Source organism: Aeropyrum camini SY1 = JCM 12091 (assembly GCF_000591035.1).
Classification (GTDB): Archaea; Thermoproteota; Thermoprotei_A; order Sulfolobales; family Acidilobaceae; genus Aeropyrum; species Aeropyrum camini.
Map to the genome: position 1 here is coordinate 1,291,048 of NC_022521.1, position 22,681 is coordinate 1,313,728.

The 22,681-nt window shown below is 53.4% G+C and carries 20 protein-coding genes; 10 read left to right on the plus strand and 10 right to left on the minus strand.

Going from position 1 to position 22,681, the window contains the following annotated elements:
- Window positions 1–13: 13 nt before the first annotated feature.
- On the minus strand, window positions 14–1,390 hold the full coding sequence (glnA, locus tag ACAM_RS06790) for a type I glutamate--ammonia ligase (protein WP_022542079.1): 1,377 nt from the start codon (window positions 1,388–1,390) through the stop codon (window positions 14–16).
- Between the two features lie 336 nt (window positions 1,391–1,726).
- Between glnA and ACAM_RS06795 the strand changes: the two genes are divergently transcribed.
- Entirely contained in the window at window positions 1,727–4,396 is a 2,670-nt protein-coding gene (locus ACAM_RS06795; RefSeq protein WP_022542080.1) for an ATP-dependent helicase, read from the plus strand.
- A gap of 1 nt (window position 4,397) precedes the next feature.
- A complete protein-coding gene (locus tag ACAM_RS08375; RefSeq protein ID WP_156315743.1) occupies window positions 4,398–4,562 on the plus strand; it encodes a hypothetical protein in 165 nt (54 codons plus the stop codon).
- Between the two features lie 313 nt (window positions 4,563–4,875).
- Here the strand turns inward: ACAM_RS08375 and ACAM_RS08495 are convergent, their stop codons facing one another.
- Complete coding sequence (locus tag ACAM_RS08495; RefSeq protein ID WP_256204934.1) at window positions 4,876–5,007, minus strand: hypothetical protein; 132 nt, start codon at window positions 5,005–5,007, stop codon at window positions 4,876–4,878.
- Between the two features lie 100 nt (window positions 5,008–5,107).
- Between ACAM_RS08495 and ACAM_RS06800 the strand changes: the two genes are divergently transcribed.
- Entirely contained in the window at window positions 5,108–6,316 is a 1,209-nt protein-coding gene (locus ACAM_RS06800) for a hypothetical protein (protein WP_022542081.1), read from the plus strand.
- 51 nt (window positions 6,317–6,367) lie between these two features.
- Here ACAM_RS06800 and ACAM_RS06805 read toward each other — a convergent pair whose 3' ends face one another.
- Entirely contained in the window at window positions 6,368–7,744 is a 1,377-nt protein-coding gene (locus ACAM_RS06805) for an MmgE/PrpD family protein (protein WP_022542082.1), read from the minus strand.
- 160 nt (window positions 7,745–7,904) lie between these two features.
- Here ACAM_RS06805 and ACAM_RS06810 point away from each other — a divergent pair, with 160 nt between their 5' ends.
- Window positions 7,905–8,711 (plus strand): sulfide-dependent adenosine diphosphate thiazole synthase, encoded by an 807-nt coding sequence (locus tag ACAM_RS06810; protein WP_062661503.1) that lies wholly within the window; start codon window positions 7,905–7,907, stop codon window positions 8,709–8,711.
- A gap of 3 nt (window positions 8,712–8,714) precedes the next feature.
- Here the strand turns inward: ACAM_RS06810 and ACAM_RS06815 are convergent, their stop codons facing one another.
- Together ACAM_RS06815 and ACAM_RS06820 are read right to left on the minus strand one after the other, a co-directional pair.
- Entirely contained in the window at window positions 8,715–10,217 is a 1,503-nt protein-coding gene (locus ACAM_RS06815; RefSeq protein WP_062661501.1) for an NfeD family protein, read from the minus strand.
- Between the two features lie 14 nt (window positions 10,218–10,231).
- Window positions 10,232–11,047 carry a slipin family protein gene (locus ACAM_RS06820; RefSeq protein WP_022542085.1) on the minus strand — a complete coding sequence of 272 codons (816 nt, stop codon included), beginning with the start codon at window positions 11,045–11,047 and terminating at the stop codon, window positions 10,232–10,234.
- Window positions 11,048–11,202: 155 nt separating this feature from the next.
- On the opposite strand from ACAM_RS06820, the gene tatC reads away from it, so the two are divergent.
- Window positions 11,203–12,057: a Sec-independent protein translocase TatC gene (gene tatC / locus ACAM_RS06825; protein ID WP_022542086.1), complete on the plus strand. Its 855-nt coding sequence runs from the start codon at window positions 11,203–11,205 to the stop codon at window positions 12,055–12,057.
- On the opposite strand, the gene ACAM_RS06830 is transcribed toward tatC, so the two are convergent.
- Entirely contained in the window at window positions 12,054–12,233 is a 180-nt protein-coding gene (locus tag ACAM_RS06830) for a Sec-independent protein translocase subunit TatA/TatB (protein WP_022542087.1), read from the minus strand. The two genes, tatC and ACAM_RS06830, sit on opposite strands and share 4 nt — an antisense overlap.
- A gap of 88 nt (window positions 12,234–12,321) precedes the next feature.
- Window positions 12,322–12,906, minus strand: a complete 585-nt coding sequence (locus tag ACAM_RS06835; RefSeq protein ID WP_062661496.1) for an ECF transporter S component — start codon at window positions 12,904–12,906, stop codon at window positions 12,322–12,324.
- A 180-nt stretch (window positions 12,907–13,086) separates the two neighbouring features.
- Here ACAM_RS06835 and ACAM_RS06840 point away from each other — a divergent pair, with 180 nt between their 5' ends.
- Entirely contained in the window at window positions 13,087–14,484 is a 1,398-nt protein-coding gene (locus tag ACAM_RS06840) for an ABC transporter ATP-binding protein (protein ID WP_022542089.1), read from the plus strand.
- A 5-nt stretch (window positions 14,485–14,489) separates the two neighbouring features.
- Window positions 14,490–15,206 carry an energy-coupling factor transporter transmembrane component T gene (locus ACAM_RS06845; protein ID WP_062661490.1) on the plus strand — a complete coding sequence of 239 codons (717 nt, stop codon included), beginning with the start codon at window positions 14,490–14,492 and terminating at the stop codon, window positions 15,204–15,206.
- Window positions 15,207–15,217: 11 nt separating this feature from the next.
- Here the strand turns inward: ACAM_RS06845 and ACAM_RS06850 are convergent, their stop codons facing one another.
- Window positions 15,218–16,123, minus strand: coding sequence for an MBL fold metallo-hydrolase (locus ACAM_RS06850; protein ID WP_232502342.1), 906 nt, complete (start codon window positions 16,121–16,123; stop codon window positions 15,218–15,220).
- 148 nt (window positions 16,124–16,271) lie between these two features.
- Here ACAM_RS06850 and ACAM_RS06855 point away from each other — a divergent pair, with 148 nt between their 5' ends.
- Window positions 16,272–17,021 carry a hypothetical protein gene (locus ACAM_RS06855; RefSeq protein ID WP_022542092.1) on the plus strand — a complete coding sequence of 250 codons (750 nt, stop codon included), beginning with the start codon at window positions 16,272–16,274 and terminating at the stop codon, window positions 17,019–17,021.
- A gap of 349 nt (window positions 17,022–17,370) precedes the next feature.
- Here ACAM_RS06855 and ACAM_RS06860 read toward each other — a convergent pair whose 3' ends face one another.
- Entirely contained in the window at window positions 17,371–18,570 is a 1,200-nt protein-coding gene (locus ACAM_RS06860) for an acyl-CoA dehydrogenase family protein (protein WP_022542093.1), read from the minus strand.
- A gap of 252 nt (window positions 18,571–18,822) precedes the next feature.
- On the minus strand, window positions 18,823–20,292 hold the full coding sequence (locus ACAM_RS06865; protein WP_022542094.1) for an amidohydrolase: 1,470 nt from the start codon (window positions 20,290–20,292) through the stop codon (window positions 18,823–18,825).
- Between the two features lie 296 nt (window positions 20,293–20,588).
- On the opposite strand from ACAM_RS06865, the gene ACAM_RS06870 reads away from it, so the two are divergent.
- Both ACAM_RS06870 and ACAM_RS06875 read left to right on the plus strand, forming a co-directional pair.
- Window positions 20,589–20,810, plus strand: a complete 222-nt coding sequence (locus ACAM_RS06870; RefSeq protein ID WP_022542095.1) for a hypothetical protein — start codon at window positions 20,589–20,591, stop codon at window positions 20,808–20,810.
- A 12-nt stretch (window positions 20,811–20,822) separates the two neighbouring features.
- On the plus strand, window positions 20,823–22,628 hold the full coding sequence (locus tag ACAM_RS06875; RefSeq protein WP_022542096.1) for a carbon starvation CstA family protein: 1,806 nt from the start codon (window positions 20,823–20,825) through the stop codon (window positions 22,626–22,628).
- The last annotated feature ends 53 nt before the right edge of the window (window positions 22,629–22,681 follow it).

The following is a 22,681-nucleotide window of genomic DNA, read 5'->3' on the forward strand; positions in this document are numbered from 1 at the left end:
GGTTTGTATAGTGTTATAGATTGAAATACTTATATACCTCTATTGGGTGTGGATATAGCCTAGTATCCTCCGCCTCCCTCCTCTTAACCTCTAAGTAAGATTCCAGCAGCTCCCTTGTGAAGGCAGGCCTCAGATACTCATTGTCGGACTCCAGCTCGTCAAGAGCCTCATCCAGGTTTCGCGGTAGCGTCTTTATACCCCTCTCCCTCAGCTCCTCGGGGCTGATCTTGTAGAGGTTGCCCTCATAGGGCTCTGGGGGCTGGAGCTTCTTCTTTATGCCGTCAAGCCCGGCCATAAACAGGGCGGCCAAGGCTAGGTAGGGGTTCGCCGTGGGATCGGGGCTCCTAACCTCTATCCTGACCGCCCTTCTGTTGCCAGCGGTTGCGGGGATCCTGATCATGGCGCTCCTGTTTCTCCAGCCCCACGCAACATATACTGGGGCCTCATAGCCAGCAACTAGTCTGCGGTACGAGTTTGTAGTGGGGGATAGTATTGCGCTTAGGCTGCGGGCGTGCTCGAGGATGCCTGCAATGAAATGCAGGGCTGTCTCCGAGAGATGCTCCTCCCCATCGCCAGCGAAGAGGTTCTCCCCGCTGGGGCTCCATAGGCTGAGGTGGAGGTGCATGCCCGACCCGTTGTCGCCGTATATAGGCTTTGGCATGAACGTGGCCACCCTCCCGTCCATCCGGGCTAGAACCCTGGAAACCCACTTAACCGTTATTATGTCGTCGGCTAGCCTTGCTAAGCTCCCTCTAGAACCTACTGAAACCTCTACCTGGCTCACAGCGACCTCGTGGTGCGACACAGCAACGTCAACCTGGAATTTCTTCAAGGCTTCTACGAGCCTAAGCCTATACTCTAGGAGGCTGTCCGAAGGCTCTGGCATATGATACGACTTCTTGATCTGGCTGAAGATCCCATCCTCTCTACCAGGCTGCTCCCTGCTCTCCACAGCATAGCCTAGACCTCTAGTGGGGTTTAGAACTTCTGCCCCAACCTTATCGAAAATGAAGAACTCTATCTCCGCCCCCGCCTTAACCCGGTAGCCCATGGATGAGAGCGCATTTTCAGCCCTCTCAGCGGCGAATCTAGGATCCAGCGGGCTCCTCTCCCCTCTGGGGCTGTAGACAGCGGCTATCGTCCTCCAAAGACCGCTTCTCCAGGGAACGCTGACTAGAGTCTCTGGCACGTGTTTTAAGAGTAGATCACTGTTCTCAATTGGAGTAAAGCCATAGACGCTACTGCCGTCGAAGGATGCCACGTAGTCTCTATCAAGGTTACTCAGCGGAACCTCGACCTGTCTCATGTATCCTGCCACGTCTGTATAGTGGACGAGGAGCCGTTCATCTTCACGCCCGCTTATATCTCTCAGGGGATCAGGCTCAGGCATGTGTGCCTTCGTAAAAGTTATGTCAAATAGAATATTTAAGTTTTTCTCCTAGAAATTGACACGCAATGTTCGCATGTCAAAGAGAAAAACCTCTAAGTTTACCTGGCTCCATGGCACCTAACCACACATGATTTCCCAGTGTAGAGCGGACATGCTAATAAACATTTTGCAGGTTGTAGAGGGTTTAACATACTTTATACAGGCAATATTGAGTGTGGCAAGCGGGAGCAGTAGATTAGATATTAAGAGAAATTAGAGGCTAGCGATTTTCTCACATAACCATTGGAACCCCCCATTAACTACGGGTGAAGGGGCGGCCGAGAAGGTGTAGAAGGGTTGGCGCTAGAAAGGCTAGTGTTGAATAAGAAGGGCTATAGCGACGAGGAGATACTGTCGATGCTCAGACCCTATGTAGCCGAGTGGTTTAAATCAACCTATGGCTCGTTCACAGAGCCCCAGAGACATGCTATTCCCCTTGTTAAGCAGGGGAAAAGCGTGTTGATATCCAGCCCCACAGGAACCGGTAAAACACTTGCGGCCTTCCTGGGAGTCATAGATGAAATTCTGTATCTTCTGGAGAACGGTTGGGAAGAAGCAGGCATACTAGCTGTTTACGTGAGCCCCCTAAGGGCTCTGAACAACGACATAAGGAGGAACCTCGAGGAGCCGCTTAGGGGAATAGGGGAGAAGGCTCGGGAGATGGGTTTAGAGCCTCCTAAAGTGAAGGTGGCTGTTAGAACGAGCGACACTACACCTTATGAGAAGCAGAAGATGGTTAGAGACCCGCCCCATGTACTTATAACAACTCCCGAAAGCCTGGCAGCCGCCTTAGCGGCCCCGAAGTTCAGGGAAAGATTATCCACGGTAAGGTGGATCGTGCTGGACGAGATACATGAGCTAGCATCTAACAAGAGGGGCGCCCACCTAATGGTTAGCGTGGAAAGGCTTGAGGAGCTTGTTAGAGAGGCTGGCGGGGGGCCGTTGAGGCGGATAGGCCTCTCCGCAACTATAGCCCCCCTAGACGTTGTGGCCAATTTCCTGGGAGGGTTTAATAATGACGGGAGGCCTAGAGATGTATATGTGGTAGACGCCAGGTTCGCAAAACCCCTAGACATAAGGGTTATAACGCCTGATGTAGACCTTCTAAGAGACCCTCCGGACAAGATTAACGAGGCGATATACAGGAAGATAGCTGAGCTTGTAAAGCAGCATAGGACCACCTTGATATTCACGAACACGCGCAGCGCTACCGAGAGGGTTGTCCACAAGCTTAAACAAATACTGGTAAAGGAGGGGATAGCTGGGGAGGACCAGATAGAGGCCCACCACTCAAGCCTGTCTAGAAACCTCAGGTTGGACGTGGAAGAGAGGCTTAAGAGAGGAGAGCTGAAGGTTGTTGTATCTAGCACGAGCCTCGAACTCGGGATAGATATAGGATATATAGACCTGGTTATTCTACTAAGCAGCCCGAAGAGCGTTAGCCGTCTCCTACAGAGGGTGGGTAGGGCCGGCCATAGGATTAGGGATGTGAGCAAGGGTAGGTTGATAGTTGTTGACAGGGACGATCTGATAGAGTGCTCTGTGCTTGCGGACTGCGCTATGAAGAAGTTTATAGACCGTGCTAGGATCCCCATGAAGCCCCTAGACGTCCTAGCCCAGCACATTGTTGGCATGAGCATCGAGAAGAAGTGGCGCCTCGAGGACGCCTACAGGGTTGTGAAGCGGGCTTACAACTTCAAGGACCTGAGCTTCGAAGAGTTCATGTCGGTAGTAAGGTTCTTGGCGGGCAAGCACGGTCTCGAGGGTGAGGGAGTCTACTCCAAGATATGGCTAGACGAGGAGGAGGGCCTGTTCGGAAGGAAGAAGAGTGCAAGGATGATATACCTGCTTAACGTCGGCGTGATACCAGATGAGACTAAGATCAGGGTCTACACTAGGGATGGAAAATATGTTGGAGACCTTGAGGAGGAGTTCGTGGAAATACTGGTACCGGGAGACGTATTTGTCCTGGGGGGCAGGACGTATCGGTTCTTAAAGAGCGAGGGATTGAAGGTAATAGTTGAGAGGGCTGACGATGCTAGGCCCACAGTCCCCAGCTGGTTCAGCGAGATGCTGCCGCTGAGCTTCGACAGCGCCCTGAAGGTAGGCGAGTTTAGGAGGCTCCTCAGCGGCCTGGCCAGGAGCGATCCAGAGGCCGCCGTGGAGAAGCTTGTTAGGGAGTACATGCTGGAGGAGAGGGCTGCCAGAACTATTGTGGAGTACATACTTGAGCAGTTAGACTATGTAGGTGTTGTACCCTCCGATAAGCTGGTGCTAATAGAGTACTTCCCATATGAGGATGGATGGGGGATAGTATTCCACACTCTATTTGGCAGGCGGGTTAACGATGCTCTATCGAGAGCCTATGCCGTAGCGCTCTCACGCAGACTGAGCCTTCCTGTCAGGGTTGCTGTCACTGACAACGGGTTCATGCTAACAGTATCCAGAGCCAGTAAGCCGAATAAAAGCCTCTTGGAGAAGCTTGTACACGATGTGACACCCGAGAACATAAGGTATATGCTGGAAGAGTCTATCGCGAGGACGGAGCTTATGAAAAGGAGGTTCAAGCATGTAGCGGCGAGAATGTTTATAGTGCTCAGGAGGTACAAGGGAAGGGAGGTTAGCCCTGAGAGGCTTCAGCTGAACAGCCAGAAGTTGCTTGAGATCTTTCTAGAGGAGATGAGAGATAGCCCGCCTATAAAAGAGACTTTCAGAGAGATTCTCGAAGACTATATGGATATAGATGCAGCCAGTAAGGTGCTCGAGTGGGTGAGGAAAGGCGAGATAGAAATAGTGATTAGAGGCCCCCTCCCCTATCCCTCGCCGATGGCTCATAGCATAGTGGTGAGGGGTTACAGCGATGTTGTGCTAATGGAGGACAAGAGGAGGATGCTCATGATACTTAGGGAAAAGGTCCTCGAGTATATTAACAAGAAGGCTAAAACCGTGTCTACAGGGGTAGGATGAGATGGCGAAGGAGAGCCTGGAGAGGTCTTCACTAAAACACAACCGAGAAGATACCAGAAAAACAAGGCCTCAAAATCGAGTTCACGGAGAGAAGGCTTGCGTCCACACGAGAAGAGAATTAGACGAGATGGGGGAGGAAATAGAAGTATATGACATAAGCTGTTAAACCGGATAGTGGTAAGCCCCAAGCTACACGGCAACCCTACTCTAGAAGACGGTCCGGCGAAGTCAATACTCCGGTGCCATAAGCTCCTGTGTACAGGGTGTGGTACGTGGCTATCGCTATCTCCATACCCTATTCAACTCTGCTACAATGAACGCTGTATTGGATATTGGATGTATAATGACTATTCATTATTGGGCGGTCGGGATTTTAAGCATTTCAGGCCTAATGCTGATAAATCCTAAAGCAGGACTCTAGGACGGGATGAAGACTACTCCCCAGACTGAGGGATATGGAGATGACGATAATTCCTTTATCAGACCGCTACCACCGGATCAGAGTTCGTATAATATGGTGACGGTGATTTGCTTAGGTCCTCAGCGTCTAGCAGACTCGTCACAACCCTCCCGCAGGCTATGGGAGGGTTCGACTCCCGGCTACTCAGCATCGGCTCCGCTCCTTCGGAGGTTTTACAATCTATTTCGGATTTTCCGATAGTAATAGTTAAAGGCTGAACGTTTAACGATTCAAGTAGGTGCTGTATGAAAATGGTTTGGAGTAGGCGGGCTTTTAAGCTGGCGTTGCTGGCGTGGGCTATCTCCGCCCTCCTCACTAGCACTTACCCTGCGATGGCGTACGCCCTTTCCGACGAGGTCGCTGTAGAGTATTCTGTGGAGGAAAACATACTATCGGTCAACAGCTACTTCTACACTGTAAGGATAGACCTTGAGACAGGGCGGTTCGTGTATGTTGATGTAAGAACAGTCGATGGCGGGACGAGGACTCTGCTGGACGCTGGCGCAGGTATGGAGGCTTACCTAATCTCTGTGGGTAGTCAGGGGTTAGGGTCACCGGTTGGAGGATGGCAGGTGGTTTCGGCGGTAGATTCCGATACTTTCTCTACAGTAGCTCTGAGATCTACGGTTGGAGCCGCAGTAGTCGAGGCCCGTCTAACTTTCTACTCCTACAAGCCGCAGATAGATGTCGAGGTGGAGATAACTAATGATAGTGGGGAGAGAGTACAGCTGCAAAGCCCCTTCGGAGGCCCCGCCCTTGTTTTCGCCTCTAGCGTTGAGGAGGGGTCTCTCTATAAGACAGCGTACACCGTAGTTAGTGGGGGAGAAGCTAAGATAGAGGCAGTCGATCTAGAGAGTAGGGCTACCTTTTCTGGCATTGAGAGTATTGTGGTAGTCACGGAATATCAGGGAGAGCCCAGGGTGTTGCTTGGCCTTAAGGATGTGCATGGCGACACAGTGGCCGTGGTAGACCCCAATTACCAAGTATCGGCTGGAGAAGGCGAAACGGCAACACAGCTAACACTAGTCCTCGGCTTCGTAAACCAAATCTTCGAACCAGGCTCTAAAGACTCTTTCAAAGCATCCCTCGTACTTTCCGTCTACGATGCCTACGCTATAATCTCGACAGACGTGTTCGACGAGGTGGCTAGCATCTATCCAGGTATCAAGGCCAGCGTCCCCACGGGATTCGGCTTCGAAAGAACGATAGCTGATTTGAACAGCAGAATCGAGACGCTTAGGAGCAGTCTGGATAATCTAAGGAGTGAGAACGAGGAGCTGAAGAGGAAGCTGGATGAGCTCCAGGGCAGAGACGACTATTGGAACGCTAAAATCGCTGAGCTCGAGGAGGAGCTGCAATTCTACAAGATTAGGTCTGAAAGGAATGGTATACTGGCGCTCCTGGCATTCATAGCTGGTGCCGTGATAAGCGCGGCTGCAGTCTACACAGTGAGGAGATAAGAAAGTGGAGTATAGATATAAATAGGGGAGGGAGAGTTCTACGCCACTATTTTATTCCATCACCGAGAGTGACCTAAATATTTCGAAGGGGCGTCTGAGGTTCTCTATGTTCCACGCGTCCCCCAGGAACTCCCTCCTCCTCTCCTCGGGCACTAGGCCTTCTAGCAGTTTGTTAAACTTTGCCTCAACTCCACCTCTGTCGAGCGGGTTCCTGAAGTGGCCCGGCGGATATATTGACTCTTCCTCTAGTGTGCGGCCGTCCTTTAGGCGAACTCTAATCTTGTTACCTATGCCTTCGGGGTATATCTCGTCATACTTGGGGTTAACCCTTATACTAGTCTTCTTCATCACCTTCCTCACATCCTCGGCCAGAAATCTCTCCGGCTTGAACGTTTCCAGCCATACACGACCGTCTAAGAGGGATGCAGCAACAATATATGGTAGACTATGGTCTGCCGTCTCCCTCGTCTTTGGATCCCACTTCTCCGGGTCCTCAACTATTATCTTGTAGCTTACGGTAAACGTCTCAACCTCGACGCTCTCAATGTCGTCTGGCTTTATTTCTCCAGCTTTCTCCCTCAGCCTGAGGGCAGCTTCTACCGCGCTCATGGAGTGGTACTCTACTGGCCAGTATTTTATGCTGGTTTGCATGACCTTAAACCCGCCTTCACCGAGCGGCGCCAGCTCGAACTTGTCCCCGCATAGAGCTACTTTAAAGAACCCGAACTTGCCTTCGAACACCGGGCTAGGACCTGTCATACCCTTCCATGCTAGGAGCGCTGAGAAGAGACCGTTTCTGGCTGCATGGGCGGCGGCGCAGCCTTTCCACATGCTAAGCTCCCCCGCCCTAGTCTGCCTAAGGGCCAAGCCTGTGGTCGTTGCTATGTTTATTGCATGCTCTATACCATTCTCGTCTAAACCAAGTATCTTGGCTGCACCGGCAGCGCTGGCTATCCCGATATACACTGTGTGATCCCAACCCCTGGATCTAACGCTGTAGCTGTCAGCAAGGCGGGCGGCTATCTCGTAGGCGGCTACTATACCCTCAACGAGGCTTTTACCGTCTGCATCTACTATCTCGGCCGCAGCCACGAGGGCTGGTATAGTGTCGCTCGGGTGGAGAGCCTCCTTCGACAGATAGGTGTCGTTGAAGTCGAAATACCTGGCTGCACAGCCGTTGGTGAATGCGGCCTGGTCTGCTGATGCATAGCTTAGGGTGCCCCAGACTAGGGAGGATATTCTCGAGCCGGTAGTGCCCAATGCTATTGACCTGGAGATTTTCACTGGTTCCTCGTTAAAGGCTCCCACGGCTACACCAGCTGTATCCACTATTCTCTTCTTAACCTCTTCCACTACCTCGCCTGGTATATCGCTAAACTTCAGAGAGTAAACCCATTTTGCCATGGTTCTAGCTATAGTCTCGCCCAAAACGCCGCACCGCGATAAGAATTGTCGGTGAGCCGGCCTAATTTAGCGAAAGCAGGGTCATATATGCTCGGCGGTCTTCCGCATGCCTATAGAGGCTGCCTTGTACATACTAAACGATAAGCCTTGGTTATAGTGATAATTACTATTGGTGAATAGTAACATGATGTTCGCGAAGGTTAATGAGGCCGATGTTACGGAGGCCATACTAGAAGGCTTCTACAACACTCTAAAGAGGCATCTCAGGAGCGATGTTATAGTGGTCGGCGCTGGACCGGCCGGGCTCACAGCCGCGTGGAGGCTGGCAGAAGCGGGAGCTAGAGTTCTCCTAGTAGAGCAGAACAACTACCTCGGTGGCGGGCTCTGGCTGGGAGGCTACTTCATGAACCCTGTAACAATAAGGGCTCCAGCCGAGAGAATACTGGACGAGCTTGGCGTCCCCTATGAGACCGTGAAGCAGGGCCTCTTCAGTACTAAGGGGCCTCTCCTAGCCGCAAAACTGGTAGCAAGAGCCCTGGAAGCCGGAGCGGAGGTCCTCAACCTAACGATGCTCGACGACGTTATAGTAGAGGACGGAAAGGTCTCAGGAGTCGTCGTTAATTGGAGCCCTGTCCAGGCCCTGCCACGTCAAATAACATGTGTAGATCCGGTGGGCCTGAGGGCGGAGTATGTCGTCGACGCTACTGGACACGACGCCGTGGTAGCTAGGAAGCTGGCTGAGAGGGGGCTAGTAAATGCTTCTAGGCTAGGCCCAATGTGGGTTGAAAGGAGTGAGGATCTTGTTGTAGAGAAGACTGGTGAGGTGTATCCCGGCCTTGTTATCGCGGGTATAGCTGTAGCTGAGGTGTACGGACTGCCGAGGATGGGGCCGACCTTCGGTGCCATGCTACTTTCCGGGGAGAAGGCTGCATTAATCATCGGTGAGAAGCTCGGCCTAAAAGTTAAGGTGGCCGCGGCTCCAGCCCTCTAGAGCTTAGCGCTTGAGTGTCCCCTTTTTCTCAGCATCTTCCTCTGCCTTTTTCACCACCAGGTACGGACCCTCCTTATCGACAACAACTATCTTATCTCCCCTAGCCACCGGTGTAACAGCTTTCGCCTTCCAATACTCACCCTCCACTAATACAAAGCCTGTCCCGCCTTCTGGGATATCGTCCACCGCTTCTCCCACAGCCCCTTTAAGCTTCCATAAAGCCTGGGGAGCCCTCCTAGCCTTGACAACCTTGTACACGACAAACGCTGTGAGGCCGCCCATTGTGATGCCCAGGGCGTAGGTAGTGTAGAGGAGGGTTTCCGTGTAGCTCTCGCTGACGGCGAATCCCTCGCCTCTTATTGGGAGTAGTATGACACCGAAGACTAGCATGGCTATGCCAGTACCCCCTATTATTCCAAATCCTGGTGTGTACAGCTCTATGAAGACGAGTATCGACCCTCCCACTATGAGTATTAGGGCGGCTGTGTTAGGGCTGAAGCCCGAGCCCACGAGGCCGAGAACAAGCAGGAAGCCCCCAAGCGCAATGCCTGGGAGGTTTCCGCTTGCGATGCTGAATAGCAGGGCCAAAGCGCCTATGCTCAAGAGTATGCCTGAGAGCATTGGGTCGGAGAGGGAGTGTAGAACTCTTATCCTCAGGTCGGGCTCGAGGACTTCGTAGCTGCCGTTGGTGTCTATGAGCACAGTTTCGCCTATAGGCAGCCTTACCACCTTCCCGTCGAGGAGGCGGAGTAGCTCGCCCCTATCCTGGGCTATAAGGTCTATAACACCCTTCTCCAGAGCCTCCTCAGCGCCATAGTTGTCGTTGTACAGGACGAACCTGACAAGGGCCTCGGGGTTCCTGCCTCTGGTCGCCCCGTGCTCGCATAAGGTCTTGACTATAGGGTTAATGATCTTCGAGTCAAGAACGGGCTGGTAGCTGCCGGTGGTGGGGTCGTATGCTATAGGCTGTACAGAGCCTATTATGGTGCCGGGCTGCATAGCAGCTATATGCGTGGACATTAGTATCATAGTTCCTGCGCTCTCCGCCCACTTCTCAACGACATACCCCACGACTGGGACCCTGGCTTTGGATATGGTGACAACCATCTCAGTGGCAGCATCCACGAAGCCGCCGGGGGTGTTAAGCTCGACTATGAGAACCGCGTTCTCGCTCTCCGCCCTCCTGATAGACTGTTCAAGGTAGTCTTTCATAGCATTATCAATAGTACCCTCTATCCTAATAACCAGAGCCTTAGGGCCCACCACCCTATCATACGGAGTGCCCTCCGGCATGATACCATACTTCTTCTCGTAAGCCTTACACTCCTCAACTAGACTTTCGAAATCAGCCTTACCTGGGACTTGCTGCTCACTGGCAGCCACGGTTGTAGTCTCACCTGTCTCCTGCGCCTGCGCATGCGGGGAGGAGTAGACTAGGGCTAGTGCTAGCAGGAGGACTGCAGCGGCCAGAAGGGGTAAAAACCGCTTCACTCCACCCGCCTTCATGCCTTTCCAAACCCTCATTCTCTCCTCTCTATTATCCTACCCTGCATACTCTGGGCCATGAGGCCCATCATGTCATCCGTCCCCATTTTAAGTGGTGTCACCACCACCAGGTTCTTCTCCTTAGCCACCTCTATGAGTGTCTGCAGCTCCCTCAGCCTCAGCGCTGCCGGGTGCTTCTCGTAAAACTCGGCTGCCTCAGCCATTATCTTGGCAGCCTGCCTCTCTCCCTCGGCCTCTATGATTCTAGCCCTCCTCCACCTCTCTGCCTCGGCCTGCTTCGCCATCGCTCTTAGCATGGATTCCGGCAGCTTAACCTCCTTTATCGTGACAGCCGTTACTTTAATCCCCCACGGATCTGTTAGCTGGTCCAGAATCTCCTGTAGCTTCTTGTTAATCTCCTCACGTTTAGTGAGGAGGTCATCAAGCTCTACCTGTCCTATAACGTCCCTGAGAGTAGTCTGCGCCAGCATGACTACAGCGTAGTGGTAGTTCTCTATCCTAACAACAGCTTTCTCCGGGTCGAAGACCTTGTAGTAGACGACGGCATCGACACCAACAGTCACGTTATCCTTGGTTATAGTCCTCTGCTCCGGAATGTCAACAGTCACTATTCTAAGGTCGACTTTTACAAGGGTGTCTACAAAGGGGATTATGAGGAATAGCCCAGGGCCTTTAACCCCTATAAGCCTTCCAAGCCTGAAGATGACAGCTCTCTCATACTCCCTGACTATCTTTATGCTCATCGACAGCAGTATAAGTATGATTAGCAGTGCTACTCCTACTGGTATCAGTGCCTGGCCTAGGAGGACGTTAACTCCTGGTATTATCATTACACCCACCATCCAAACTATTTATATGGAGGGTCTATGTTAATATGCTATCTTACTAAAGTCTCGGCATACCTAGCCAGGCATCTCCGTTCTGGGAGGTTAAGATATCTAAGCCTAGGATGAGATATACTTGATATACTAGGGAGTAGAAAGGATTGGGTGCGGGCGCTGTCGCTGAAGAGGAGCGGGTTGAGGAGAATAGGGATATCGAGGCTGACGTATGGTTCCACGTTCAAGAGCTTATAATGCGGTTGAGAAAGGTTGCTATAGCTTTTGTTGTGGCATCGATAATCGTCCCATTGGTCCCGGTGAGTATAACCCCTTATGTTCCGCTGTTGACCGTGTTCACAAAGTACTTTATAAACTCGGTGGTACCCAGCTCTGTAGACGTCTTGGGGTACCATGTAGAGGTGAGGCTCATACAGACGAGCCCCTTCGCCGGCCTCTCCCTGCTTATAAAAACCGCGCTCCTCATGGGGCTACTAGTGGTTAGCCCCCTCCTGGCGTACGAGCTTTATGCGTTCATAAAGCCCGCGCTTTACCCTCATGAGGACAGGTTTGTCAGGACACTCGGCCCCATAGCAGTTGGCCTCTTCATTCTCGGGGCTCTAATAGCGTTTAAGGTTATTCTACCCCTAGGTTATGCTATAAGTTTTATCACAAGCGTTGTGCTTATAGGTGACAAGCTGGTAGCGTTCGCCGATGTCAATAACATACTGCAGACAAGCATACTCGTTATAGTTGGGGTTGGCCTACTGTACGAGACACCCGTTCTACTATATGGGGCCGTCAGGGCCGGGATAGTGAGCCCAAACATACTCTCAGGCGATAAGGGTAGGATGGTGCTCCTCGGCCTCTTGGCCTTAGGCGCGGTTATCAGCCCCGACGGCACGGGCCTTGGGATGCTCGTTCTAACTCTACCCCTGTTCATAGCATTGAAGCTGGCTGTATGGTTTGGGGCGCGGTCTAGGAAAGCGGCGGCCTCGGAGGCTCCCGGACTCCAGCCTTAATCCAGACCCTTCTTCCTCCTCTCCTCACCCGCCTCTGACATGGCGCGTCTAAACTCTTTTACTGCGGTCCCAAGGTTTCTCGCTATCTCTGTGAGCCTCTCGGGCCCAAACACTATTAACGCTATAAGGAATATTATGATTAGCTCTGTTACACCCACGGTGTCGACTAGAACCAAGGCTCCATACCCGTAGATTGTTTAATTAATTTTAGTAGCTAAAAGTGCTGAGTAATACTGTCAAAAAGATAGTGTCTCGCTGCGTATCTTAGGCTCTCCTCGCTACCGTAGTCTCCAGGGTCTTATGCACTATCGCGGCCCATAAGGCTCCGCTTGCTGCATAGGCTAGAGCTACAGCCGCCACAAGTATAGCCCCCTCTTTCGGCGATACTTCGAAGATGAGTTCCCTATAGAGTGCGAAGTTAGCTATTAAAGCTCCCACACCAGAAGCCGCTCCTGCAAGGGCTGAGGTTATCACCGTGAGGTTGCGGTAGCCTAGGTAGAGGTATACAAGCTCTGCTGCTAGACCCTGGAGGACGCCGTAGACCAGGTTTGTGAAGCCCCCTGGCGTGGGGAGTATTGCTTCGAGGAAAGCTCCGAGGGTTTCTCCTAGAAAGGCGGAGCCCGGCTTCCTGACGAGGACAGCTCCCATTATAGCGCCTGTATACCATAGGCCGTAGGAGACTATAACGCCGAGTATCGGCCCCAGCAGTGTAGTGCCGAAGTCGTAGACGTACCAGGCTAGGTAGAAGATTATAGAAGCTATTACCGCCACTACACCTAGCTTGGCAAAGTCCACTATATAGTAGTAATAGGTTCTGGTCGCGTGTGTGCTTCCGGCCCCCACCGACATAGCCAACACCGTCAAAAATATTACCACTTACTAGTGGTAATATTGGTTTTTACTAACCACTCGGGAGACAGTCGGCAAGGATCTTGTCTACGCTGCTAGGCGCCCTAGGGATTGAGGCCTCCGTGTATATGCCAGTGTTTAAAGTCTAACTCCTGTTACTACTTTCAAGTGGTAATAGTGTTGCTCAGAGCCGCGATAAGGGGTGCGGGGTACACTCAGGGCAAGGTTGTGTTGAGAAACGTTGAAGTTAGTGTTGAGAAGGGAGAGGTTATCATGATAGCCGGGCCCTCAGGCTCGGGAAAGACCACATTCTTCCTAGCATCCACCGGGGTCTTGACAAACCTGTTGCAGGGCTGGGTCGAGGGCAGCGTATCGCTAGGTGGGGTTAACCCGCTGTCGCCCAGCGGATTCAACGAGGTCCCCAGGCTTGTCGGCGTTGTGCTGCAAGATCCAGAAAAACAGGTGGCTATGCCCACTCCATATGACGAGGTCGCCTTCACACTAGAGAACCTCGGCTTCGGGGATATTGAAGAGAGGACTATGAAGATGCTTAGGGAGGTAGGCTTGTCTGGCAAGGAGTTCCACAGCATAGAGGACCTCTCTGGCGGTGAGAAGCGGAGGGTGACAATAGCAGCGGCTATAGCTCACGACCCAGACTACCTGTTGCTCGACGAGCCTACAGCGAGCCTCGACCCATGGGCGATAGCCAGCGTCAGAGGGTTCGTCGCGGAGATGAAGAATAGGGGTAAGCACGTTGTGGTTATAGAGCATAAGGCACGCTACTTCCTGGACCTGGTCGACCGCGTTATAGTAATTAGGGACGGATCCATGGCCTACGAGTCTCCTGGCACAGGGGCGGACGTAAAACTTCTGGAGAAGCTTGGCGTGGACGCGGGAGAACCTAGTGTTGCTGAGGGTAGGAGTGTCTGCGAGGAGCCTATAGCCTCCGCACGTAGACTTGTAGCGGGCTATAGAGGGGGCTACACAGTCGAGGTACCGGAGTTCGAGGCTTGTAGGGGGGAGGTTGTTGCTATAGTTGGCCCCAACGGCTCAGGCAAGACTACTCTACTTAAAACGTTGGCTGGCCTGCTAAAGCCTATTGAGGGCAGGGTTAGCGTTAAAGGCAGGAGCTTCTACGTGCCTCAGGTTCCGGACTACGTTTTCGTAGCACCAACGCTGGAGCGGGAGGTGGCTGAGGCTAGGGTCAGGGGCGGCGGCGATCCTGAAAGACTGCTCTCCAGATTCTCCTGGTATAGAGCTTTGAAGAACTCTTCACCCTACAGCCTTAGCCACGGGCAGAGGAGGATTGTGGGTCTAGCGGTGGCCCTGGCGTATAGGCCAAAACTAGCTCTTCTAGACGAGCCGACTACAGGGCTCGACAAGAGTGCCTACGAGAGTGTGCGATCCGCCATGCTAGAGCTGTCTACTGACTCTGCCGTTGTGGTGGCCACCCACGACGTTAGGCTTGTGGCCGACACGGCCGATAGGGTGTATATGGTTAGGGAAGGAATAGTCTCGGAGGTCGATAAGCGCAGGGCTGTTGAGGCTATGGAGGAGGCCTGGAGGCACTGGGGTTGAAGGCGGTGGCCAGGCTTAAACCTAGGCCATGGGCTCTCTTCATCTATGGCGTTCTAGTGACCGTTATAGCTATAGTGGGGAGTGGGAGGGAGCTGCTGGCTACATTCCTAATCACAGGCGTGCCGGGCTTTTTGCTAGGCCTCGCTCGATATAGGTTTCTAGTGCTCCTAATACCGCTAACAGTCATTGGCACCTTCCTCAACGCCCTAGCAATATACTATACAGGGCTCGCCAGGGAGCCGGGAGAGGTGGTGGCTAAGATCTGGGTAGTCGAGATACCCCAGTTCGCGGTGGAGACGACGGCTGTTATAGCGTTGAGAGTCTTCAGCTTTGCCGGCGCCGGGCTCCTCCTCGTCTCACTGGTAAGCCCTAGAGATGCCTTGAGGAGCCTTACCGAGGAGCTAGGGCTACCTAAGGGGTTGGCCTTCAGCCTTGCCTTCGCCCTCAGACTCTTCCCTCTGATAAGGAGGGATCTGAGCGAGGTCATGGCAGTTAGGAGGCTGCGGGGCTACAGGACCATACCCATCTCGCCAGGCGACTACATGTCGATAATAGCTCCTCTCTTAAACGTCTCCCTGGAGAGGGCCGTCTGGGTGGGGATATCCGCGGAGTTAAGGGGGTTTAGGCTGAGACGTGTGAAGAGGAGGCTGGTTTTAGGCCTGCCAGAGGCAGTTTTAGCAGTTCTGCTCGCCGTGCAGGCTGCGGCGCTCTTTGTGCTGTGACGCGTTTTGACCTAGAAGTGGAGCCTCTTCCACTCCCCCCTAATGGCGGTGTCCAGCAAGCCCAGTATAGTCCCCCTGTACATGAACTCCGAGATTATGGGGTTCTTGGCCCTGTAGGCTTTACCAGCGTTTTCAAGCTTGTCTGCGAGAAGCCTCATGAGCTCCTCCGCGTCACCCCCGCCTCTCGAAACATACTCGACAGCTTCCCTGATCCACCTTATAATATCCTCCCTATGCCACCTCAAGTATTCCATGCCCTCTCCTCTTACGCCATAGTGGGCGAACGCCAGCCTCTCCGGCCTGAACCTCGCCATCGCCTCCAGACTATTTACATACTCCACCGGCTTGAAGGGGGGAGGTGTTGTGGGGAACTCTATCAACGTTCCGTCATCGTCCTGCAGGGAGACGCCAGCCGAGTCTCCCGTGAACATGATATTCCCCTCGGGCAGGTAGAAGCTCATATGGTGCGATGCATGGCCCGGCGTGTAGATAACGTGCAGCCTAACCCCCTCGAAGAGTTCGAGGACCTCCCCGTCACCAGGCACTACGATTTTATTCTCCGGCACAGGCTCTGGCTTGCCGAAGAAGTCTGCATAGTCTCCGAGAAACTGTTTTGACGCCTGCCAGAGCCTCTCGGGATCAGCCATGTGGCGGGCGCCTCTGGGGTGGACGAAGACGGCTTCCACGGTTTCCAGGCTACGCACTATGCTGCCAGCTGCGCTAGCGTGGTCGAGGTGTATATGGGTGAGTATAACATATTTCAGCCTGACCCCCATAGATCGTATCTCCTCGCCGACTCGACTCCAGGAGGTCTTTGGCCCGCTGTCAATCATAGCGGCTTCGCCATCCGGCGATACTAGTATGTAGCTGCCCATCTTCCCCGAGAACGGGTCGGGCGTTGTGTCTATAATTTTCACCTCAACCAACACGGGGTCCCCGCTGGATAGGGTTGCAGGTTTGGGGTCTAAGCCTTTCACCGTAGCGCTATATAAGCCTATTAGCAGGCTAGAACCACTTAATTTCAACTCTACATAGTATACAGTGGTATCAAGGGGCCCGAAGGAGTTGCCCGGGGAGAGAGTAAGGCTTGCTAAAGCTCTACTAGACCTGGCCAGGTCAACGCTCAAGAGCGTGTGGAGCGATATGGCGGCTGGAGACTATAGATGGGTTATACTAAAGTCGTGGAGAGCGGCAAAGGAGGCTCTGCTATCGCTCTCGTACAGTGGCATAGCTGAGGGGCCTGTTGACGAGGACCTCTCCGGGCTCTACGCTCTGCTATACAACTCGTGCCCCTCGATAGAGTGGAGCGACGTGGCACTCCTAGACTATGCGCGCACCCTTGTTGAGGACCTAGGGCTCTACATGATATTCTACTCGGCGGGGCCCGGGCCCAGAAGAAAGGATGGGATCCAGTCTCTCGAGGCATCTGTTAGGATAGTGGAGTCCGCCGTGCGATGTATCGAAGAGCCATTATCAGGAGCTAGTCCCACAGCAGGCATACCATTCCCGCTAGATGCTCTCAGGAGGAAGATATCTACATTCAGCGGGGGTAGGGTCACTGTTGTTAGATCGGGGAGAAAACTCTATATTATAACTGCTGAGATGCCCGACGATATAGTGGGTAGGATAGAGCTTGTGAGGGGAATAGAGGCTCCCCTAGGCTTCCAGGTACTACCTCTGGCCGCCGAAGAAGCCTACAGTTACGTTAACCTACCCTGGACGGCTCTCGAGGACGTTGAGGTTGTGAGAGACGACCTGGGTCTAGGCCAGTTCTTCGAGGTTAGATCTGTAAACCAAGGCCACGCGATCTTTTAGAATCGAACTGGCGATAAACACTCGGATTTTAAGGAAGGAAGTAGGAAACGTAAGATTTTGGTTTCCCCGCTGAGATGTGTATTCTTTTGTCTTGGTAGGACCCATACTCTCTCCGCCTATACGGCTTCTTTAGCCTGAGCTTTTTGGGCGGTGGGAGCGGGTGCTCCCGGCCTTGGGTGGTGTGAGGTGGGGCCATAGCCGGTGAAAACCATGCTACTATAGAAACAGGGTGATGCGGTTATGGGAAACAGTTTGTTCTAGGATTCTAGTCGTTCTAGGCTCCTCTACTTAAACCGGTAAAAGGTGCTGGATTTGGAGATACTTCTCGCGGCCTGTCCCTTTAGCTGGGCTAGAATTTAAGGCCGAAGGCCTGCCTGACGAGCTGTCTGACTATTGTCAGCCTCTGTATCTCGTTTGTACCCTCGTAAATCGTCGTTATTATGGCGTCTCTTAGGTACCTTTCAACACCGGTCTCAGGGTCTACTCCATAGCCCCCGTGGATCTGTATGGCCTGCCTCGCTATCCACTCAGCGGCCTCTGTTGCGAAGGCCTTCGCGAGGCTGGCTGCTACTATAAACTCTCTTTTGCCTTTATCAGCCAGCGTGGCCGCCCAGTAAGTGAGGAGGCGTGCCGCCTCTAGCTTCATATACATGTTAGCAAGCTTGTCTATTATCATCTGGAACTGTATCAGAGGCTGCCCAAACACCTCCCTTTGGAGCGCGTAGTTTAGGGCTTTCTCGAACGTGGCCTGCGCTATGCCCACAGCCTGGGCCGCTATACCTATCCTTGTGTAGTCGTATGTCGACACTATTACCTTGAAACCTTCGTTCTCATTTCCAACCAAGTTCTCGGCGGGGACTTTAACATCCTCTAGTATAACCTCGTAAGGCTGCTCGCCCCTCATGCCAAGAACCTTAAACTGCTGCCCTATTTTAAGACCGGGCATATCCTTCTCAACTATAAACACGCTTATCCCCCACCACCTCTTATCCTCCCTCGGCGGGCTGGTCCTGGCGGATACTACGAGGTAGTCGGCATCCTTGGCACCGCTTATGAAGACCTTTCTACCGTTTATCACGTAATGGTCGTTAACCTTGCGGGCAGTCGACCTTATCCCCGCTACGTCGCTCCCCCCAGTGGGCTCTGTGTTGGCGTGCGCGCCCCTCGCCTTCCCTTGTGCTATAGGGGTCACATACTTCCTCTTCTGATCCTCCGTCCCGAAGAGGAGTATAGGGACAGCGAAGAGGTGGTTAACCCCTATAGTCACGCCTAGCGCGGGAACAGCTCTCGCTATCTCCTCCGTCAAAAGAGCAGTCATAAGATGGCCTCCACCCTGGCCGCCATACTCCTCAGGTATACCTACGCCGAAGATTCCGAGCTCTGCAGCCTCTTTTAGTATCTCCTCTGGTATTCTATTAGTCTCCTTAATCTCCCTCCAGCGAGGCAAAACCTTAGACTCTACGAACTCCCTTATAGACTTCCTAAACAGCTCGTGCTCCTCCGTAAGCTCTATCCTAAAATCCTCCGAGGAGGCGAAGGGAAATACCATACCGTTCCCCACCTTATTAGACTGAATTGTGTTATTCTAGTGGATTTAAAATGGAGGTGTTAATAGTGAAGATATGCGGCCTAGAGTTGAGAATATATAAGTACTGCTAGCTCCCGTCCCCGCTGCCTTACAGCGGTGTTGGTTAACCAGGATACTCGCTCCAGCCGTCGCCCATCCGTGGGGAGAGAGCTACTATCAGCCTCAGCCAGCCGCTCCAATAGCTAGCAGTTGTTGCGGTGTTCTCGGAAACAGCTATCTCTCGAGGTTAAGTCCTTTAAACCTCAAGTTCTCCAGCTCTCTGCGACCAGAGTTGAGGATGTCAACGTTAGCCACAGCGAAAAGCGCCGGCACCCCCCGCTGGAGCCTGGCAAGGCTTAATACGGGGCCTCCCGAGGCTAGGACGGAGTTTAGGGTGTAGAGCTTGAGGGTCTCCCTGGGCGTGAGGGACTCGCTTTCCCTGCAGAGCCTCGAGCTGCATAAGCCTATCGCGGCCTTGAAAGTCTCAGCGGGGTCGTAAGTCTCTACTGGAGCGTCGGTCGATATCGCGAGCTTTACGCCGGCTTTGAGCATTGAGGCGAAGGGATAGGCTGCATGAAGCATGTCAGCCCCCACCCTGCTCTCCAGCCACCAGTCGCTAACCCTGAACATAGGCTGCACAACAGTCCACACGCGAAGGCTGGCTAGCCTCTCTATCTGGCTGGGCCAGGCTAGGCTAGCGTGCTCTACCCTAAGCATCCCCGGCTCTACACCCCTGGAAACAGCCCTGCTGAAACCCTCCAGGACCTCGTCCAGCGCGGCATCGCCTATAGCGTGAACCGCTGTTGCAAGACCCAGTGAGCTGTTGGATACTGCAGCCTCCTCTATATCACCGCTGGAGAGTAGTTTCAAGCCTCGCCACCCATCACGCTCTCCCGAGATGTAGGGGTTTCTCAGGTAGGCGGTTCGCCCCCCAAGGCTCCCGTCGGCGAAAAGCTTCACCCCCACAACACCCCATTTCACACCCTCCCTTCTAGCCGGCGGATTTACACCGCGCCTCAGATAGCACGCCACCCTAACCTCCAGTGTATCGCCAACCCTAGATAGGGCGAGGACCTCATCCTCGCTGCACGCCATTGAAGAGACCCCAAACACCCCTACCGAGGCTAGCGCTGCGGCCGCGTCCCTAAGGAGCTCCTCGTTATTGAACGTCTTCATGGCTACGGATACTGCGTATGAGACGGCGTCCTCGAGGAGAAGGCCCCTCTCTTTATCGACAAGATTGGGGTAGAGCTTGTCGATCCCCGTCTCCCTGATGAAGGCGGAGTTTGCGACGGCTACATGCCCACAAATCCTAACAGCGAGGGCAGGCTTATCACCTAGATAAGAATCCAAAACCCTCCTATCAAGGCTAGACCCCGGCTGGAACTCCTCCTCGTTCCACCCTCTGCCCACCGCTATGGGCGAACCGGCCGCTGCTAGCCTCTTGGCAACCTCCTCCGGGGAAGCGGCTCCCTTTAGGTTGACTATCCTGAAGCTAGCCCCTAAGGAGCGCATGTGCAGGTGGGCATCGACCAGCGGAGGTAGGAGGACCCCCTCGAGAGACATTTTCTTCCCCACAGAAACCTGGGGTTCACCCCTGCTAACAGTCTCCACACGCCCGTTTTCCACGAGAACATAGTCCCCCATGTAATCACCTTCATGAGAGTAGACCGCGCTTGCCGAGACTATAACAGACCGGGCCATTAATAAGCCTCACCCACTATAGCAATAATTGGTCTACAAAGCTGAATTGTTTCTCCACCCTAGACAGGCCCGTGGATTTGTATGTGATTCCCAGAGGCTAATGCTGGGGACACTGGCCAGGAGCTGGAGTAGAGTCTATGTCACCCGTGGCGAGGATGGAGTTTAATAGACCTCTCAGTATTATCCAGTGAAATTTTTAGGATTATATACATTCTCCTTACCCTACTTTATTAACTATAGAACATTCTATTATAGAAACTTAGAGCAGCATTACCCACTATGTGGGGGTGGGTTTAGTGGAGCCGAAGCAGGCAGCAGGTGCTCTCCTCACCGCTGTCGGAGTGCTGCTGATACTCTATGCTATATACTCGGGTTTTGTGAACGAGACGATAGGGTCTACGGAGAAGTTCTCCGCGGACGCTGCCGCCCTGATACTTGGATGGTTCGCCGTGTTGATAGGCCCTGCTCTCCTCTTCGGCGAGACGCCAGCAGCTGTTAAGAAGGCGGCGGGGAGGTGATTTGCTGTGAGTATGCCTATACTAATCCTGGTAGCTATTATACTGGCGATATATGCTGTGGCCTACCTTTTCTACGGTAGGAATATACTCCAGGAGAAGGTCGTTAGGGCGTCCCCAGAGAGGGAAACACCAGCTATAGCGAAGTTCGACGGGGTAGACTACGTACCCGCCCACAGGTTCGTCCTCTTCGGCCACCATTTCGCCAGCATAGCTATGGCCGGACCTATAGTCGGCCCGGCCATAGCTATGGCCTACGGCTGGCTTCTCCCCCTAGTCTGGGTTCTCTTCGGCAACGTCTTCATGGGGGCCGTCCACGACTACCTATCCCTAATGGCGAGCGTGAGGTACGGGGGCATCTCTATAGTTAGCGTTGGCGAGAATCTGATGGGGAGAAGGGCTAGGTACCTCTTCTTGATATACGTGTTGTTCACGCTGATACTAGTCTACGCTGCCTTCGCAAGCATAGCAGCATCGCTCTTCGCTAGAGACCCGAGGGTTGCAACGCTATCTATACTCTTCATGCCCTTAGCCCTACTGCTAGGCATCATGATGTATAGGATGGGCCTTGGTATGGGGCCGTCAACAGCTATAACAATTGTTCTAGTCGTCGCCGCGTTCATATATTCCTACAACCACGGCGTGGTGATCGGCACCTTCGACCCGAGCCTCCCACCCGGAGAAGGAGGCTGGGTAGCCTATCACAGGTGGGTCATAATACTGGGGCTCTACGCGCTCCTCGCGGCTAGCCTGCCAGTATGGTATCTACTGCAGCCTAGGGACTATCTAAACGCCTACATACTCTGGGCTGGCCTAGGTCTGGCTGCGATAGCAGCCATACTACTCGGAACACAGAGCCTCAAAGGGCCGGCGTACACATCCTTCCAGCCCAACATAATAGCTGGCCAGCCAACACCGTTCTGGCCGGCCATACCGCTCATAATAGCCTGCGGCTCCCTAAGCGGGTTCCACAGCCTAGTTGCCTCGGGCACGACGAGCAAGCAGCTAGCAAGCGAGCTTGACGCCCTCTTCGTAGGCTACGGTGCAATGCTCCTCGAGGGAGCCCTCTCCGGCCTGGCCGTTATAATACCGATATCCTTCGCGTGGAACGCCCCAGAGCTTATACAGAAGGGCGTTATAGAGAACAACATGCTGGAGCTCGCTGCTGTACCGAGATACGCGGTGGGCTACGGCTACACGCTTGCGAAGACGTTCGAGATGTTCGGAGTGGGCTTCGACACGGGATACAGCTTCTTCACCCTGTTCGCAAGCCTCATGCTCTCCATGTACGTCCTCACCACCCTCGACACGGGTACAAGGCTTGCCAGGTTCGCCTGGCAGGAGCTATTCGACTGGCTTGCTAACGTTGATAAGAACCTATACTCCATAATCACCAACAAGTGGGTGGCTAGCCTAGTAGTGGTGATAATAGGCAGCGCTATGGCGTACCCGGTTCTCGAGATAGGCACTGGATACAGGGCAGCATATAACGTAGTCTGGCCTGCCTTCGCCGGAGCAAACCAGATGCTCGCCGCCATAGCCCTACTGACAAGTGCCCTCTGGGTCTACGGCGTGCTAAACGTGAGGGGCGGGACAGGACTGCTGATACTACTGCCTTCCCTATTCCTCTGGGTAACAGTGACTGCGGGACTGGCGTGGTGGCTCCTTGTGGTACTGCCAGTACTGCCTGTTATACAGCAGGTGGGCGCAGGCTCCATGATACTATTCACCCTACTGCTCAGCCTGCTGCTGTTCGCCCTGTTCGTGATCAACTTTAACAGGCTCAGCGGCCAGGCTGCTGCGACGCAGCAGCAGGCATAATTCTTTACCCGCCACTACTCTTTTTCACCCTGCATCAACACACTTTTTAACTA

Bases quoted from the DNA above. Each gene is read 5' to 3' on its own strand.
- ACAM_RS06835 (WP_062661496.1), bottom strand. From the start codon at position 12,906: ATGTCGGTGGGGGCCGGAAGCACACACGCGACCAGAACCTATTACTAC.
- ACAM_RS08495 (WP_256204934.1), bottom strand. From the start codon at position 5,007: ATGCTGAGTAGCCGGGAGTCGAACCCTCCCATAGCCTGCGGGAGGGTT.
- ACAM_RS06860 (WP_022542093.1), bottom strand. From the start codon at position 18,570: ATGGTATTTCCCTTCGCCTCCTCGGAGGATTTTAGGATAGAGCTTACG.
- ACAM_RS06875 (WP_022542096.1), top strand. From the start codon at position 20,823: ATGCCTATACTAATCCTGGTAGCTATTATACTGGCGATATATGCTGTG.
- glnA (WP_022542079.1), bottom strand. From the start codon at position 1,390: ATGCCTGAGCCTGATCCCCTGAGAGATATAAGCGGGCGTGAAGATGAA.
- ACAM_RS06800 (WP_022542081.1), top strand. From the start codon at position 5,108: ATGGTTTGGAGTAGGCGGGCTTTTAAGCTGGCGTTGCTGGCGTGGGCT.
- ACAM_RS06810 (WP_062661503.1), top strand. From the start codon at position 7,905: ATGATGTTCGCGAAGGTTAATGAGGCCGATGTTACGGAGGCCATACTA.
- ACAM_RS08375 (WP_156315743.1), top strand. From the start codon at position 4,398: ATGGCGAAGGAGAGCCTGGAGAGGTCTTCACTAAAACACAACCGAGAA.
- ACAM_RS06820 (WP_022542085.1), bottom strand. From the start codon at position 11,047: ATGATAATACCAGGAGTTAACGTCCTCCTAGGCCAGGCACTGATACCA.
- ACAM_RS06865 (WP_022542094.1), bottom strand. From the start codon at position 20,292: ATGGCCCGGTCTGTTATAGTCTCGGCAAGCGCGGTCTACTCTCATGAA.
- ACAM_RS06815 (WP_062661501.1), bottom strand. From the start codon at position 10,217: ATGAAGGCGGGTGGAGTGAAGCGGTTTTTACCCCTTCTGGCCGCTGCA.